This window comes from Chryseobacterium sp. Marseille-Q8038 (assembly GCF_965111995.1).
The window spans coordinates 454,017-469,145 of record NZ_CBCOPN010000001.1 but is presented as its reverse complement, the minus strand read 5'-3'; the positions used below and the strand labels follow the sequence as shown (position 1 = coordinate 469,145).

Sequence of the window (15,129 nt, the reverse complement as noted above, 5' to 3'; positions counted from 1 at the left end):
ATATGACTGCTTTTTAAGCTTCTACTTATTTTTGGTAGTAATCAGAACTACTCCATCTTTAGCCTTTTTACCATACCGATCTACAGCGGCTTCCCCAGAAAGAGTACTGAAGCTTTTAATATCTTTCGGGTTCAATGCTTTCATTTTCTCAAATGAACTTGTTTTACCATTGATTACAATCAAAGGTTTAGCTGCAGGTTGTGATAATGGAGCTCCCATTCTGACAGGTTTTTCATAAACCACAGACTTCCCTATCACAGCTACTCCGCCCTTTATCGTCTGAGATTTTGTATCCTGTCCATGGACTGTATTCACGATACTGCCTGCCATTAAAAGTCCCAATGCTAATGTTCCGGCTATTGAAAAGTTCAGATTTTTTCCCAACTGATCTTCCCGAAATCTTCCACATATATTTTCCTCCAAATTGAAACGGGCTACTAATTCTTCATCTGAAAAACCGGTAAAATCATGGACAGTCTTTGAACAGACCGCACAAAATTTACCTTTTTCTTCAGGCGTCATTGCATTCCAGTTTTCATGACAGGGCTTGGGTATGGTAATTTTCATAATGCTCTTTTCTTATAAAGATGCAGTGATGGTAAAAAAGGTTGGAAAGAGTTCTGAAATTTTCTAACATTTTAAATTTTGTTGAAAAATTGTGTACATAGTCTTCCTACGCGCTCCCCTTGTCATTCCGCAGGAATCTAAACTCTTATTTTTTTCATCAATCCAAAAGCTTTCACTGCATAGATTCCTACGGAATGACAACCTGCATGGATAATCCAATCGAATAGTTTGTATTAAAGTCTGGGCAAATAAATGTCTATATATACTTCCTACGCGCTCACCTTGTCATTCCGAAGGAATCTAAATTCTTATTTTTTTCATCAATCTAAAAGCTTTCACTGCATAGATTTCTATGGAATAACAATAAAAACGTAAAAAGCTCGCCAATGGCTAAGAAATCGTACTTTCTCACAATTTCTGATAAAAAGAAATATTTTTTTTCGGGTAAAATTTTGCATATTTGTAGAAAATACGGGTAATGCAAAAAGAAAAACTACGCAACGTAAGAAAGAGAAAAGGCATCACACAACAGCAGGTTGCTGACATCATCGCCACAGATGTATCCAACTACAGCAGAAAAGAAAGTGGAGATGTAGCCATAAGAAAGGAAGAATGGGAAAAAATTGCCCGTTACCTGGAAGTTCCTGTAGAGGAAATCTATGAAGAAGAGGAAGCAAAACAGATCAATAATTTTGAAAATAATACCAATAGTAATAACATTGGGACGGTAAGTGGAAATTATTATTGTAACATACCCGAATTTCTTTTGGAAAACCAAAGGGACTATATAGAACACCTGAAGAAGGAAAATGAAAGGTTGCAGGAAGAAATAAAGGCTCTTAAAAATAAATAAACCATTAAGAAGATTGAAAGTATTAAGAATATTAAGCATCACGCTTTATAAAACATCTCTGATGTTTCCCCTTAACTAAACTTCAAAACTTAAAAATCCTTAATGGTTCAAAAAAATAAAACTCAGCTGTATGCTGAGTTTTTTTATGTTGCAGTTAGAAAACGCCAAGATTAAACTAAATTTTCACCCTCGCGTTTTTCCAACAAAACACTTATTTCTGTGGTGTGGTATCATCACCTTCTTTCTTCCCGAACGAAGAGTTTTTGGCAGCCTTCACCAACTCATTGGTATCACTGTACAGCAATTCCCAGCCTGGAACCGACTTCATTGCTGTGAGAAGATTCATATAAGTTTTCAATGTTTTCTCCAGGTCTTTACGGATGGCACTCGCACTCGTCATCTGACGAAGATCTGCATTGGCCCCTGCCTGCTCTGCAAACACTATTTCAAAAGCATCCTGCTTAGCTTTTATCTCTGCAAATGCTGCGTCCAGAGAAAGAAGTGTAATCTTCTGTTTGTTATCTGTCGTTTCTAGTTCTTCTATAAGCTTTTTCATCTGAGCCGTTTGTGAAGAGTAACTCAGCCTATCCAGGTTCAGTCCAAAAGTTTTGAATACTCCGTAGAGATCCTCTGCCAGCTGATAGTTGGCTGCAGAAGGTAGTTTACGATAGCCGTTCAGGAAAGATTTCAGATTGGTATAGGCAATATCTCTTTCGTGATCAGCGGTAGCCACATCTTTTCCTTTTCCACTGTAGATCTGCTTTGTATAGACCTTATCGTATTCCGTATAGGAAGACACCAAAGCTCCTACAAGAGGATGATTGTCGATAACAGGATATTTTCCGGATTGGGCATTAGAAAGAATTCTCTGAGCTAAAGTCGCAAGATCTTTAGTGCTCAGCTGTGTGAGGGCAATTTTCATTTTTTTGTGTTTTTTGGGATTAATAAATTAATAATCAAATATAGAAAAAAGTTGTTGGGTTACAAATATACTTGCAACAAACCTCCAAAAGCGTTAGAAGGTTTCCCCCGACTTGCTGGAGACTTCTAAAGTTCTTGGGAGGTTTCAAACATACTTGTTTTTAATAAGCGGAGGGCTTGGGAGGGGTGTTTTAGTATTGTTTTAGACTTTCGGAGAGATTGGGGAGGTTGTAAACAATATACCTAGGATTACGGATTTCCGTAAGTTTGAATAAATTTGTTTTTTTATATTTGGAAATTGCGAGATTAGACTAAAACAATATATCTAATTTAAGTTTATTGAATATAATAATTAGCCAGACCTTAAACATTCATATGAAAGAAGTCTACAAAAGGATTTCAAGATAAAAAATTGAATTTTCAAAGAGATTAATACAAAAATTAATCAATAGAAGAATAGCCTAAATTAATAAAAATATCCATAAAGTGATTATATAAAGTCTACCAGAAATTATAACTAAAATCTGGCTCGCAAACAAATTTAAACAAAATTAAAATCAAATGTATAGAGGATTTAATCTCGAAATTAAAGGAGAAGTGAACAGTGGATATTATTTCGAACTAGGAAAAAAAATATTTGAAAATCAAAAAAGGGATATCAAACTAAATTTCGAAAAATATTCTATTACTAATGATGTTTTGAGTGCAAAACTAATTATGGAAGATTGGTTTCCTTTGATAAGATCACATATATTTTTATCCCATTCACACAACGATTTTAATTTAGCTATAACTATTGCAGGAGCTTTAAAAGATAAATTTAATATTGATACATTTATAGATTCTACAATTTGGGGGAACTCAAATGAATTACTAAGGAAAATAGATGATAAATATTGCTACAATGAAAACTCATCTACTTATGTATATGAAAAAAGAAATTATAGTACAACCCATGTTCATCTAATGCTTATGTCTGCTTTAAATAATATGATAAATCAAAGTGAGTGTCTAATCTTTCTTAATACTCCAAAATCCACATCAATCTTGAATGAGATAAATAATACAACTAATTCTCCATGGATTTTTGCAGAGCTAAACACCTCAAAAATAATTAATAAAATTACACCTGAAAGGTTATTAAGATTTAAGAGAACATATTCAGACACATTAACTAAAGCTGAAAATTTAAATGAATCAGATTACAAAAATTTTGAAATATCTTATGAATTAGAACTATCACATTTAGAAACAATATCAGAAGATTTTTTTTAATGATTGGTTAAAGCAGTATTATTCTATGGATCCAGAGAAGGCTCTCGATGATTTGTATAGAAAACTTCCCATTAATAAAAAATTTACAAAATTATTTTAATGAATGATAATAAATTAAAACATTTAGAATTTATTCAAAATACGATAAACAGAATGAGTACAAATTCCTTTGTTATTAAAGGATGGTGCATCACAATTTTTGCGGCTGTTTATACTTTATCAAATAAAGAATCAGACAAAAGTTATAATATTATAAACTATTTAATTATACCTTTATTTTGGTATTTAAATGCTTATTTTTTACAATTAGAAAGAAAATACAGAATTCTATATAATAAAGTTCGCATATTAGATGAAATTCACATTGATTTTTCAATGGAAATATCAAAAAATGATTTTAAAAATTTAGAAACTAATATATTTTCATGTTGTTTTTCTAAGTCTTTATGGTACTCTTTATATAATTTTACTTTTAGTGAATATTATACTAATCTGTAAAATTTAAAAACTACTACAATTAATAGGAACTAAGTAAATGTAAATGAATGTTTAATCCATTTAGTGTATTTTTGCAATCTATAATTTGCTATGTAAGTCTTTTCATCTAAAAAATATATTTACAAACAATGAAATGTTTTGAACTTGAATATGATGTTGTGCTATCTTTTGCAGGAGAGGATAGAAAATATGTCGAACAAGTCGCTAAACATCTTAAAAATAAAGGAGTAAAGGTATTTTACGATAGTTATGAAACTGTTAATTTGTGGGGTAAAGATTTATACCAACATCTTGATAATATCTATCAAAGAAAAGCAAAATATGCTGTTATTTTTATTTCTGGAGAGCATATTCAAAGAAAATATGGACGAATCATGAATTAAAAAGTGCGCAAGCTAGAGCTTTTGCTGAAAATGAAGAATATATACTACCAGTTCGATTTGATGACACCGAAATATCAGGAATTAGAAATACTGTTGGTTATTTATCATTAAAAGATTTAAGACCCGCCCAACTAGCAAAAAATAATTGAAAAATTAGGTGAAATTGAACCTGAAGAGTTTCTTCCTCAAAAGAAAAATTATATTATCTCCGCTCTAACTTCCATATATGAAGATTTTTTTGATGAAGACGCAGAAGAATCTGTTATATGTGTATTTGAAACTTTAAAAAAAACTAATGCAAGAGAAAGAAAACTTCTTACAGCTATAGTTATTAATTCATGTAAACACGATATAGAGACTGATTTACATGAAGATATAAGATTAATCCAAAGAACTACAAATTACACAAGAGAAGAAATTATAGAATTATTGGACGACTTAAGTAGTTTAGGGTTTGAATACAAAATTGAAGAATCAAGTTCTGAATGCGAAATTTTAGGTAAAAAGAAAAATTCTGAAATGCTAAGGTTTTCTTTAATTTCAAGATACCCCTCTTTAAAATTAGAAAATTTAACAATTGTACTTTCAATAATGTATTTTGCCGTTTTAAATACAAGATGTTGCAAATGTTCAGATAAAGCTTTGAATAGATTAGACTTTAGCGATATTGAAGATAATTTAAGTGATTCGGATCTTGAAATTATCCTTTCATTTCTTGATTTTGGTGATACTGAAAATGACTAGATAATAGCTAGTCCTAAGATTATTAACCTATAGAAATAGCTAACGAAAACTAAATAAATAGGCATTTTAAAGATAAATTTATAAAAGCATTTATTCTAATTAAATTTTAATTCGTAAGGCATACTTCTTTATACACTCTATTTACAATATCTAAATTAAGTCTTGATGGAAAGAGATATGAAAAAACCTACCTCATGGTAGGTTTTCATATTATCTATAAAAACGGAGCTTACCTCATATACTCTCAGGATAATAGCCCGTTCCTATTGATGTTGAGATTTTAATAACACTGCTCCGCCTTTCAAAATCATATACTCCTGTCCTACTTCCTCTGAAATAGACTTCATATCATTGTCATCAAATACTTGAGGAATATAGCATTTCTCGTGTGCAAATAACCCGTAATGAATGGGAATCAGTTTTTTAGCATGTAAAAGATGGGCTGCCGCAAAGGCTTCTTTCAGATTGAGGGAAGCAGGAACCGGACTGTATTCCAAACCGATGATTTCAAAGTTCACTACAACTCCGTTTACTGGTAAAAAAGCATAGTCTATGTTTGGGTTTTCCTTTCCAAGCTTCCAGAACTGGTTGTGCCAGATGGTATCTCCGCCATGAAAGATCTTTGTGGTTCCATCATCAATAATCCATGAAGACTGTATTTCTCCTACTCCATCCATGGCAAATACAGGTTTAAAGGTGATAGTATTTTCTGTAAAGGTTTCGTCAAGATCCAGAGTAATGATTTCAACATCTTCTACCAGCTTTTTTACAATGGTTTCCAGTCCTGCATAGACAATCAGTTTTCCATCTTTCTTTAGGCATTTTTGGATGATCTCTTTATCAAAATGATCAAGGTGCAAATGCGTAAACAGGATATAATCTGCCTGTACATGATCTGAAAACGCTAAAAGATTTTCTACAGCATCACCCAAAACAGGTTTATAGTAAGAGAAATCTTCTACGGCATCTATTAAGATCGTTTTGTTGTGAGAAGTGAGGCGGATGCCTGCCCAGTTTAGTTTTTGTATTTCCATATTCTTTTTTAGCAAAGGAAAAGACTTACGGAAGGCCAGACAATAAACAAAAGATAATTAATGAGGATGTTTTGAGGAGAGAAGTTTGAAGATGGAGGATGGAAGTTGATTATTTCTCTACACTTTCTATTGTCTTTTCTTTGAATTAACAATAAGGATTTTATAATCGCAAAGTTTTTATTTATTAACTGCAGATTCTAAGGGGGCAAAGAAGGCGGCAAAGCCGTTGTCTAAGCTAATGGTATGAGCACGCTTCATCAAATCGATTGAAAATCGATTCATCCTTTGCTCACTTATAATGTGGATTTAAAATTGAAACTTTGCGTTAAAAAAACTCAGCAAGATAATATAGTATTAGTAGGTTCTTTTATGATCTTCAAATTTCCAGCTTACATCATTCTTTTTCTGATTCGGCTTAAAGAGATGGGGGTAATCCCGATATAAGAGGCGAGATATTTTAAAGGAATATTCTGTATGTAATGAGGTTTGTTTTTCAGCAGGTATTCATAGAGATCCTGAGGAGTATTTTTCAACAGCAACATTTCTCTTTTCATAGCAGCATTGAGCTTTCTGCTCAGATAGTAGTTCTGAACAAAACGACAGTGTGGGTTTATAGCAAACAGACCTTTTACCTCATCCAGAGTGATTTCCCAGGCCAGGCCACTGTTGAGAGATTCGTAAACTGTATCAGGGGCTTTTTCCTCCACTGTAAAAATATCACCGGGAAAGTAAAATTCTGCACAGATTTCGGTATCAATATCTGAGGTACTGTTGATGTAATATTTCCGAACAAGCCCGTCTTCTACAAGATAGGCTCTATTGTCCGGAAATTGAGTTTTCTTTATAAATTCAACCTCAGCAAACTTTTCCCATACAGGATCACTATCCTCTACGTTCAGGTGTGAAAACATTTGTTTGTTGATGGTTGCCAATGTTGAATTTTATGTATTACAATAAGTTTTCGTCTACAAGGTTCGGAAGGGTCACTTTCAGATTCGGTTCTACTTCCATTGCTCTTTTAATCGCAAAAATAGCGCCTTCATTTCTTGCCCAGCTTCTTCTAGAAATTCCGTTGTTTACATCCCAGAAAAGCATAGATTTCAGTCTTCTGTCGGCATCATCGCTTCCGTCAAGCAGCATTCCGAAACCTCCGTTGATCACTTCACCCCAACCTACTCCTCCACCATTGTGTATGGAAACCCAGGTAGCCCCACGGAAACTATCACCAATCACATTATGAATGGCCATATCCGCAGTAAATCTTGATCCGTCATAGATATTTGAAGTTTCTCTGTAAGGAGAATCTGTTCCTGAAACATCATGGTGATCTCTTCCTAATACGACAGGACCTATTTCTCCATTTTTAATGGCTTTGTTGAAGGCTTCCGCAATTTTCATCCTTCCTTCAGCATCTGCATAAAGAATTCTTGCCTGTGAACCTACCACCAGTTTATTTTCCTGTGCTCCCTTGATCCACTGGATATTATCTTTCATCTGCTGCTGAATCTCTTCAGGAGAGTTTTTAACCATTTCTTCTAATACTGCACATGCAATATCATCTGTTTTCTGCAGATCTTCAGGATTTCCGCTGGAACATACCCAACGGAACGGTCCAAAACCATAATCGAAACACATAGGTCCCATAATGTCCTGAACATAACTCGGATATTTAAATTCTCTGCCCAATGTCGGATTTTCTGCCATTACATCGGCTCCGGCTCTGGAAGCTTCTAATAGAAAGGCATTTCCGTAGTCGAAGAAATACGTTCCTTTTTCTGTATGTTTATTGATGGCTGCGGCGTGTCTTCTCAATGTTTCCTGAACTTTTTCTTTAAATAATTCAGGGTTTTCTGCCATCATTGTATTAGATTCTTCAAAGCTTTGTCCTGCAGGATAGTAACCACCAGCCCAAGGATTGTGAAGGGATGTCTGATCTGATCCGATGTCGATTCTTAAATCTTCCTGATCGAATTTTTCCCAAACCTCAACAATGTTTCCAAGGTAAGCCAAAGAAACGGTTTCTTTATTCGCCTGTGCTTCTCTTACTCTTTTTACCAAAGCATCAAGGTCTTCATGGATTTCATTCACCCATTTCTGATCATGACGGATCTTTGTAATCTTCGGATTTACTTCGGCACATACGGTAACACAGCCTGCAATGTTACCTGCTTTTGGCTGAGCTCCACTCATTCCGCCTAATCCTGAAGTTACAAAAAGACCTCCTTTCGACTCTTTTTTAATTTTTCTGAATGCATTTAACACCGTAATCGTTGTTCCATGAACAATTCCCTGCGGACCAATATACATATAACTTCCCGCAGTCATCTGCCCGTATTGGGTAACGCCCAGCGCGTTGAACTTCTCCCAGTCATCCGGCTTTGAATAGTTCGGGATCATCATTCCATTGGTTACAACTACTCTAGGAGCATCTTTATGAGACGGGAATAATCCCATCGGATGCCCTGAATACATCACCAACGTCTGTTCATTACTCATTTCCGACAGATACTTCATGGTCAGCAGATACTGAGCCCAGTTTGAGAATACAGCTCCATTTCCACCATAGGTAATCAATTCATGAGGATGTTGTGCTACGGCATAATCCAGGTTATTCTGAATCATCAGCATAATTGCCTTTGCCTGCTCAGATTTTCCGGGATAGTCTGTGATAGGCCTTGCTTTCATTTCATAATCCGGACGGAAACGATACATATAAATCCTTCCGTAATCTTCCAGTTCCTGCTTAAATTCAGGAATCAGTTCTGCATGAAACTGAGGATCAAAATAACGTAATGCATTCTTCAATGCCAGTTTTTTCTCTTCTTCTCCTAAAATTTCTTTACGCTTCGGAGCATGGTTGATATTGGTTTCGTATGGTTTTGGTTGTGGCAGCTGATTAGGAATCCCCTGCTGTATCTGTTCTTGGAATGTCATATTGCTATTTAAAGATCTATGTTTTAAACAATGTTTGAAGTTTTAAAGATATTCAAAATAGGAAATATAGGCAAGAGGGGAAGGGAAGAATGGTTTAAAGTTTAGGGTTTAGGGTTTAGGGAAAGTTATGAAAGCTGTAAACCAGCCTCCATTTGATATTAAATACTATATTTGAATAAATGCACCTGAATTCCCCTCCGTTGGAGGGGTGGATTTCAAAGTTAACAACTTTGAAAGACGGGGTGGTTAATAACACAACAATGAAAGAAACCCTCACCATCATCAACGGAATTCCGATCCGCAGGAATTTTGTTGAGAATCTACCCTACAACCGCTATTTAAAAGTATTATTAAAAGAAAAACGTAAAGCCCGGATCTTAGGTGAAGTACTATTTTGGAAGAAAGTCCGTGCAAAAAAATTTCATACCATTGATTTTGACCGACAAAGAATTATTGGCAATTATATCGTTGATTTTTATGTGAAAACTTTAGGACTCATTATAGAAATAGATGGTTCAAGTCATGATGAAAAGCAGGTTTATGACGGGATAAGAGAAGAATATCTCGAATCTTTGGGGTTGTTGGTCTTCAGAATTACTGATTTTGATGTGAGGAATAATTTGGATGTGGTGATGAAGGAGTTGGAAGAATTTATCATTCTGCACTATGGAACCACCCCGTCTTCAAAAATTCTTTAAATTTTTGAATCCACCCCTCCAAGGGAGGGGAATTGCCCTTACCCATATTAGTTGTTATTTCACATAAAAAAACCTTACTGAAATTCAGTAAGGTTGTATGTACAGTATTGGGTAACAATACTTTTAATTTTATTTTTTTATAAATTTTTCAACAACATTTTCTTTTTTTCCTTTTAAATGTATATAATATACACCTGCAGGAAGATGAGATACATCAATTGTTGATTTTAATTCGGCTGAACTGATAATTACTCTACCTAAATTATCTATAATTTGATATTGATTCAATCCTTCTGTTTTTATATTCAGAATACCTGTTGTCGGATTAGGATAGATAGAGTTTTTCTTACCGGTTTTCTCTTCTCGGGTATTCAAAGTTGTTTGAGGAATAAGTCTGACAAGTCCTCTCACGGGTTGACCATCAAATTCCCTGAACTCACCGCCTACAAGAAAACCATTTCCCTGTCTCTTAATTGAAGATACGTCATCTGAATAATTATTAGGATATGGCGTTACAAAACCGGTTCCGATATCAAAAGTATTATCTATGGTTCCATTGGGATTATGTCTTACAAGTCCTTTAAAATTGAAAAGCTCAGTAAAAGCAGTAAAAAATTTCCCATTATTTTCAAATTCAAATGGTTGTTCACGGGTAGTCATTCCATCATCATAAGATTGTATAGTAAATGAATTATCCAATGTTCCATCTTCATTAAAGCGCATCAGTTTATGGCCAAAAATCAGATTAGAAATAGCATAGATTTTTCCATCCGGTGCAGGATACATGTCATTAATATTTGGCTGAGATGTTATTGTTGTAAAGGTTCCGTCTATTTGTCCATTGGGTAATAGTCTGGCCATTACATTTTTAGACAAACTACTGTCATACCCCGTTAATAAAATCTTGTCATTAGGCAGCAATTTAAGTCTGCCAAGCAAACTGTAAGGCTCTGCATAATCTATAGTGGTATCTATATTTCCGGCCTGATCCAGAACTACGAATTTATTATCAATAGGAACCGATACATTATTTTTAACATAATAAAACATTCCGGGAACTAGTATTTTACCATCATTAAACAGAATAAAGTTCTTAAATTTTAATGATCCATATAATCCCCGATCATTGCCTACCAAACTAAAAAATGTAGGATCTAAACTTCCGTCATAATTCAACCTTACAACTCCTCCTCCATTTTCACCTCCGTTTATCGTTCCTTCTGTTCCCAGTAATATTTTACCATTGGATAAAAATTTAATATCAGCGGGTTCTTGAGACGAATGAAATAATAAGGGTGATGGCACTTTAAAATCGTTATCAACACTTCCGTCAGGATTTAGACGCACAATTCTATCACTTGGCTTTCCGTTGTAAGCATAAAAATTACCCGTCACAATAATCTTCCCGTCCGGCTGCATAAATATTTTATTGGGAGCAGTGTCAAAACCTTTACAAATATTTTGAAAAGTAGAAATTCTATCTCCGCCTAAAGAAGAAAACATCACAATATTCCCGGCCACGTCTTCATTATAATATTTCATAGAACCGGTAGCAATAACATTTCCGCTTGAATGAAAACTAAGATTATTAACATAGTCTGAAAATGAATATCCATTCACCAGACGTGTTACTTTTCCCTGAAAAGTAGGATCCAGTGAGCCATCATCATTTAAACGCATAATTCCCGGCGCAGACTGCCCGCCATACGATTTAAAACTTCCGCCTACCAGTGCTTTTCCATCGGGCTGTAAAAGGATTGAATAAACCCCGTCAGCACCAGTTCCTGAAGGATAATTCTGATAAAAGCTTTTAACTACAAACCCCAGATCTCTTGTTCCATCTGCATTCAGCCTCATTAAAAACTGGTTATTTCCGCCAAAAATAAATTTCCCACCAATATAAATTTTACCATCATTTCTCACAGCAACCGTTTTAATTCCCACTCCACTAAAATTGGAATAATCAGGTTGTGTAAATGAAGGATCAGCAGATCCGTTTACATTATGTCTTAAAATACGATTGAAATAGTACGTTGTAATAATTTTACCATCTGGCTGAAGTTCAAAATTACTGACATCAGAATCATATCCTGTAAAATCAAAATCAAATGATGAATCTACAGATCCGTTTGTATTCAATTTTAAAATATATTTCTTGGTTGCTCCATTATAAGTTATGAAATTCCCACCAAGCAGAATCTTATCTCCGGCAAGCACTGCTACTTTGTTTACAGAAGGATTATCGGTAAATTGAGGAAATGAAAAGTTTCCAATATTGAAAGCAGAATCTTTAGTTCCATTCGCATTAAGCCTTACAATAAATTTGGAAGCTATATTGTTATGTAAAGTAAACCCTCCCGCTACAAGAATTTTACCGTCACTCTGCAACGCTACACTTTTCACAAACCTGTTAAAAACAGCTGTGGTAAAAGTGGGATCTATAGAATTATCAGGATTGATCCTTACCATATTGTAAATATCACCTCCCGGAACAGGTATGAATGTTTTGTATACAACAAGAATTTTCCCGTCTGGCTGGGAAATACTAAATTCGATTTGCCCTTTGCCATCAACAAAATACTTATTGGTTTGAAAAGCCGCATTAAAATCAGGGTCTTTTATATACTTATTCTGAGAATAAAGATTAGAAAAAATAACACTTAGAAAAGAAACCAGTAGTACTCTGGTGTAGAAACTCATCATCATAAAGTTTAATATTAGTTTTCGGCAAAAATACTCATATTAATTGACATGATTCACCCCAGCAATTCAAACATTTACCCAAGGACAAGTTTCCGATTAACAAAAAACCTCACTGAAATTCAGCAAGGCTTAGTCTGTTATTATCAAATGTTAGGTTAAAACATCATCGTTTTCTTCTTCATGGTCATCTTCATTATCACTGAGACTCCAATAATTATTTTCTTCATCTTCCTCTCCTATTTCTTCCATTTTATCATCATCTTCTGCTCCGGGAATATCTAATCCTTTATCAATTTTATCATCGTCAAAATCTTCATCCAAAATAGGATTTCCGTCTCCATCGAGCGAAATGTGTTTTTCTCTCTTAAATATATCTTCATTCGGGTTATAATCCATGTGTTCTAACCTTTTATTCTGTTCATTAATATTTTTCTCTGGTGCCATACTATTTAAGATTTTAGGTTTATATATTCAGAACAAAAATAATTCCAAGTTATGATAAATGATCAGAATAAACGTCAGGATTTGCACAATGTGGCATTTTTTCATTTTTCGAAAACGCGATTATATTTCCTGCAGCAAGTCTTGCCATCCCATTTCGGGCTTCAACCGTAGCAGATCCGATGTGCGGAAGAATACACACACTGGAAAGTCCAAGAATAGGATCATCTGCTGACATAGGTTCCGGATTGGTAACATCCAGGCCTGCTCCCCAGATTTTCTTATCAACAAGCGCCTGATACAGATCTTTTTGGTTGTGAAACCCTCCTCTGGCTGTGTTGATAAAGATCGCATTCTGTTTCATCTGTTCAAATATGGACTCATTGAATAGCTCTTTATGCTCAGGGGTAAAGTTGGCATGAACACTCAGCACATCTGATTTCTGAATCAGTTCATCAAAAGAGACATAGGTTGCGCCTAATTCCCTTTCTGCTTCTTTATTGGAGTGGCGGTTGTGATAAATAATGTTCATTCCAAAAGCTTTTTTTGACTTTTCGGCCATTTCATAACCAATACGCCCCAAACCAAAAATCCCCAGTGTTTTTCCGTACAATTCCTGTCCTAAAGCATGTAAAGGATCAAATGCTCCCCAGTTATCCTCTTTCACTTTCTGGAAATTGTAGCTTGCCCTTCTTGCCACAGCCTGCATCAGTAAAAATGCAACATCTGAAGTTGCTCTGCTCAAAACATCCGGAGTATTTCCTATCGGAATATTCCTTTGAGTAGCTTCCTTAATGTCTACATGGTCAAATCCTACAGAATACAGAGCGATGGCTTTGATATTGGGACAGGCATCAAAAAAATTCTTATCATATCTGAAGTCTCCGCCTACATTTAGGAGGGCATCTGCATTTTTACAGTAGCTCATCCATTCTTCGTAAGAAAGATTTTCTTTTTCAGGAAATAGTATTTCCAGTCCTGCTTCTTCCAGCATTTTAATTCCTGTTTCCGGAATTCTTTTATTGATAAAAACTTTCATTGTACTATTGTTTAATGATTTTTAAATAAAAAAACCTCACTCGCAAAAAGTAAGGTTATTGAACTTTAATATTAAAAAAAATTATTTCTTTTCATCTGAATGTTCTATTCAAGATCTAGTGTATTTTCTGTAATGGTGATTTTATACTGAGGATTTTAATTCCATCAATTTTCATTCCGAATTGGAGTTAAAAGATTTTAATTTTGATTAAATCCAAAAGAATTTTATTTTTGAAAAGAAGTTCTCTAAAAGTCAAACTATCTGGATTTTGCCGCTCTGACTGAGAAAGAATCTTATTGACTAAACTGTATGAGATTCTTCATTACATTGCATTTCATTCAGAATGACACACTCTTTAGAAATAGGTTGCTATTGATTGGTATTACCCAGCATCGGAACAAATTTATACGCCCCAAATTCTTCTTTTTCAAATTCTGTAGGACCTACTTTAGTAAATCGGTATAAAACCTGTTCATTTGTCGGGCCTAATGGAATGACCATGATTCCTCCCACGTTCAGTTGTTTTAAAAGTTCCGTAGGTAATGTGGAAGCACCACAGGTTACGATAATTTTATCAAAGGGAGCGAAAGTAGGAAGTCCGGCAAAGCCATCTCCAAAGCTCTGGAATTTTGGAAACAGATGAAGTTCTCTGAGTTTCTTTTTAGAAAAATCAAAAAGGTCTTTCTGTCTTTCTACTGTGTAAACATGAGCTTTCATCGTCATTAGAATGGCAGTCTGGTATCCGCATCCTGTTCCGATTTCCAATACTTTTTCGCCTGGTTTTACCTTCAGCAGTTCAGACTGTTCCGCTACCGTGGAGGGATGGGAAATTGTTTGATGCGCCAGAATCGGGAAAGCCCGGTCTTCATAGGCAAAATCTTCAAAAATACTTTCGATAAAAAGGTGTCTCGGAACTTCACTCATTGCCGAAAGTACATTTTCATCCGAAATTCCAATTCTGTTTCGAAGATAATCGACTAAAATCTTTCTTTTTCCTTTATGTACAAACGAATCCTGCATTTGACAAAAGTAAGAAATT

15 protein-coding genes are annotated in these 15,129 nt (G+C 34.7%); 6 read left to right on the top strand and 9 right to left on the bottom strand.

The features are described from left to right. Positions 1 to 21: 21 nt before the first annotated feature. A complete protein-coding gene (locus ACWPWS_RS02080) occupies positions 22 to 567 on the bottom strand; it encodes a hypothetical protein (protein WP_454045332.1) in 546 nt (181 codons plus the stop codon). Between the two features lie 478 nt (positions 568 to 1,045). Here ACWPWS_RS02080 and ACWPWS_RS02075 point away from each other — a divergent pair, with 478 nt between their 5' ends. Beyond that, positions 1,046 to 1,420 (top strand): helix-turn-helix domain-containing protein, encoded by a 375-nt coding sequence (locus ACWPWS_RS02075; protein WP_454045331.1) that lies wholly within the window; start codon positions 1,046 to 1,048, stop codon positions 1,418 to 1,420. 211 nt (positions 1,421 to 1,631) lie between these two features. Here the strand turns inward: ACWPWS_RS02075 and ACWPWS_RS02070 are convergent, their stop codons facing one another. Then, positions 1,632 to 2,342 carry a DUF6261 family protein gene (locus ACWPWS_RS02070; protein ID WP_309513505.1) on the bottom strand — a complete coding sequence of 237 codons (711 nt, stop codon included), beginning with the start codon at positions 2,340 to 2,342 and terminating at the stop codon, positions 1,632 to 1,634. Positions 2,343 to 2,902: 560 nt separating this feature from the next. On the opposite strand from ACWPWS_RS02070, the gene ACWPWS_RS02065 reads away from it, so the two are divergent. The 4 genes from ACWPWS_RS02065 (at position 2,903) to ACWPWS_RS02050 (ending at position 5,241) form a co-directional block, all read left to right on the top strand. Continuing rightward, positions 2,903 to 3,616, top strand: a complete 714-nt coding sequence (locus ACWPWS_RS02065) for a hypothetical protein (protein WP_454045330.1) — start codon at positions 2,903 to 2,905, stop codon at positions 3,614 to 3,616. Between the two features lie 99 nt (positions 3,617 to 3,715). Beyond that, positions 3,716 to 4,114: a hypothetical protein gene (locus ACWPWS_RS02060; RefSeq protein WP_454045329.1), complete on the top strand. Its 399-nt coding sequence runs from the start codon at positions 3,716 to 3,718 to the stop codon at positions 4,112 to 4,114. A gap of 128 nt (positions 4,115 to 4,242) precedes the next feature. Continuing rightward, a complete protein-coding gene (locus ACWPWS_RS02055) occupies positions 4,243 to 4,497 on the top strand; it encodes a TIR domain-containing protein (protein ID WP_454045328.1) in 255 nt (84 codons plus the stop codon). A 429-nt stretch (positions 4,498 to 4,926) separates the two neighbouring features. Further along, positions 4,927 to 5,241: a hypothetical protein gene (locus tag ACWPWS_RS02050; protein WP_454045327.1), complete on the top strand. Its 315-nt coding sequence runs from the start codon at positions 4,927 to 4,929 to the stop codon at positions 5,239 to 5,241. A 263-nt stretch (positions 5,242 to 5,504) separates the two neighbouring features. On the opposite strand, the gene ACWPWS_RS02045 is transcribed toward ACWPWS_RS02050, so the two are convergent. The 3 genes from ACWPWS_RS02045 to ACWPWS_RS02035 form a co-directional block, all read right to left on the bottom strand. After that, complete coding sequence (locus ACWPWS_RS02045) at positions 5,505 to 6,275, bottom strand: MBL fold metallo-hydrolase (protein WP_454045326.1); 771 nt, start codon at positions 6,273 to 6,275, stop codon at positions 5,505 to 5,507. 389 nt (positions 6,276 to 6,664) lie between these two features. Next, positions 6,665 to 7,207, bottom strand: a complete 543-nt coding sequence (locus ACWPWS_RS02040; protein WP_454045325.1) for a Crp/Fnr family transcriptional regulator — start codon at positions 7,205 to 7,207, stop codon at positions 6,665 to 6,667. A 16-nt stretch (positions 7,208 to 7,223) separates the two neighbouring features. Continuing rightward, entirely contained in the window at positions 7,224 to 9,209 is a 1,986-nt protein-coding gene (locus tag ACWPWS_RS02035) for a urocanate hydratase (protein WP_454045324.1), read from the bottom strand. A gap of 260 nt (positions 9,210 to 9,469) precedes the next feature. Between ACWPWS_RS02035 and ACWPWS_RS02030 the strand changes: the two genes are divergently transcribed. Then, complete coding sequence (locus ACWPWS_RS02030; protein ID WP_454045323.1) at positions 9,470 to 9,907, top strand: endonuclease domain-containing protein; 438 nt, start codon at positions 9,470 to 9,472, stop codon at positions 9,905 to 9,907. Between the two features lie 129 nt (positions 9,908 to 10,036). Here ACWPWS_RS02030 and ACWPWS_RS02025 read toward each other — a convergent pair whose 3' ends face one another. The 4 genes from ACWPWS_RS02025 to ACWPWS_RS02010 all read right to left on the bottom strand — a co-directional run bounded on the left by ACWPWS_RS02025 (position 10,037) and on the right by ACWPWS_RS02010 (position 15,110). Continuing rightward, on the bottom strand, positions 10,037 to 12,613 hold the full coding sequence (locus tag ACWPWS_RS02025; protein WP_454045322.1) for a T9SS type A sorting domain-containing protein: 2,577 nt from the start codon (positions 12,611 to 12,613) through the stop codon (positions 10,037 to 10,039). A 147-nt stretch (positions 12,614 to 12,760) separates the two neighbouring features. Continuing rightward, positions 12,761 to 13,054 carry a hypothetical protein gene (locus tag ACWPWS_RS02020; protein WP_454045321.1) on the bottom strand — a complete coding sequence of 98 codons (294 nt, stop codon included), beginning with the start codon at positions 13,052 to 13,054 and terminating at the stop codon, positions 12,761 to 12,763. Between the two features lie 49 nt (positions 13,055 to 13,103). Next, positions 13,104 to 14,090 carry a 2-hydroxyacid dehydrogenase gene (locus ACWPWS_RS02015; RefSeq protein WP_454045320.1) on the bottom strand — a complete coding sequence of 329 codons (987 nt, stop codon included), beginning with the start codon at positions 14,088 to 14,090 and terminating at the stop codon, positions 13,104 to 13,106. A gap of 369 nt (positions 14,091 to 14,459) precedes the next feature. Further along, positions 14,460 to 15,110: a protein-L-isoaspartate(D-aspartate) O-methyltransferase gene (locus ACWPWS_RS02010; RefSeq protein WP_105680636.1), complete on the bottom strand. Its 651-nt coding sequence runs from the start codon at positions 15,108 to 15,110 to the stop codon at positions 14,460 to 14,462. Positions 15,111 to 15,129: the final 19 nt, after the last annotated feature.

What these genes read in the sequence shown, in the direction of transcription:
- ACWPWS_RS02030 (WP_454045323.1), top strand. Translation starts at nt 9,470, where the DNA reads ATGAAAGAAACCCTCACCATCATCAACGGAATTCCGATCCGCAGGAAT.
- ACWPWS_RS02025 (WP_454045322.1), bottom strand. Translation starts at nt 12,613, where the DNA reads ATGATGATGAGTTTCTACACCAGAGTACTACTGGTTTCTTTTCTAAGT.
- ACWPWS_RS02010 (WP_105680636.1), bottom strand. Translation starts at nt 15,110, where the DNA reads ATGCAGGATTCGTTTGTACATAAAGGAAAAAGAAAGATTTTAGTCGAT.
- ACWPWS_RS02065 (WP_454045330.1), top strand. Translation starts at nt 2,903, where the DNA reads ATGTATAGAGGATTTAATCTCGAAATTAAAGGAGAAGTGAACAGTGGA.
- ACWPWS_RS02055 (WP_454045328.1), top strand. Translation starts at nt 4,243, where the DNA reads ATGAAATGTTTTGAACTTGAATATGATGTTGTGCTATCTTTTGCAGGA.
- ACWPWS_RS02060 (WP_454045329.1), top strand. Translation starts at nt 3,716, where the DNA reads ATGAATGATAATAAATTAAAACATTTAGAATTTATTCAAAATACGATA.
- ACWPWS_RS02035 (WP_454045324.1), bottom strand. Translation starts at nt 9,209, where the DNA reads ATGACATTCCAAGAACAGATACAGCAGGGGATTCCTAATCAGCTGCCA.
- ACWPWS_RS02070 (WP_309513505.1), bottom strand. Translation starts at nt 2,342, where the DNA reads ATGAAAATTGCCCTCACACAGCTGAGCACTAAAGATCTTGCGACTTTA.
- ACWPWS_RS02075 (WP_454045331.1), top strand. Translation starts at nt 1,046, where the DNA reads ATGCAAAAAGAAAAACTACGCAACGTAAGAAAGAGAAAAGGCATCACA.
- ACWPWS_RS02015 (WP_454045320.1), bottom strand. Translation starts at nt 14,090, where the DNA reads ATGAAAGTTTTTATCAATAAAAGAATTCCGGAAACAGGAATTAAAATG.
- ACWPWS_RS02045 (WP_454045326.1), bottom strand. Translation starts at nt 6,275, where the DNA reads ATGGAAATACAAAAACTAAACTGGGCAGGCATCCGCCTCACTTCTCAC.
- ACWPWS_RS02020 (WP_454045321.1), bottom strand. Translation starts at nt 13,054, where the DNA reads ATGGCACCAGAGAAAAATATTAATGAACAGAATAAAAGGTTAGAACAC.
- ACWPWS_RS02080 (WP_454045332.1), bottom strand. Translation starts at nt 567, where the DNA reads ATGAAAATTACCATACCCAAGCCCTGTCATGAAAACTGGAATGCAATG.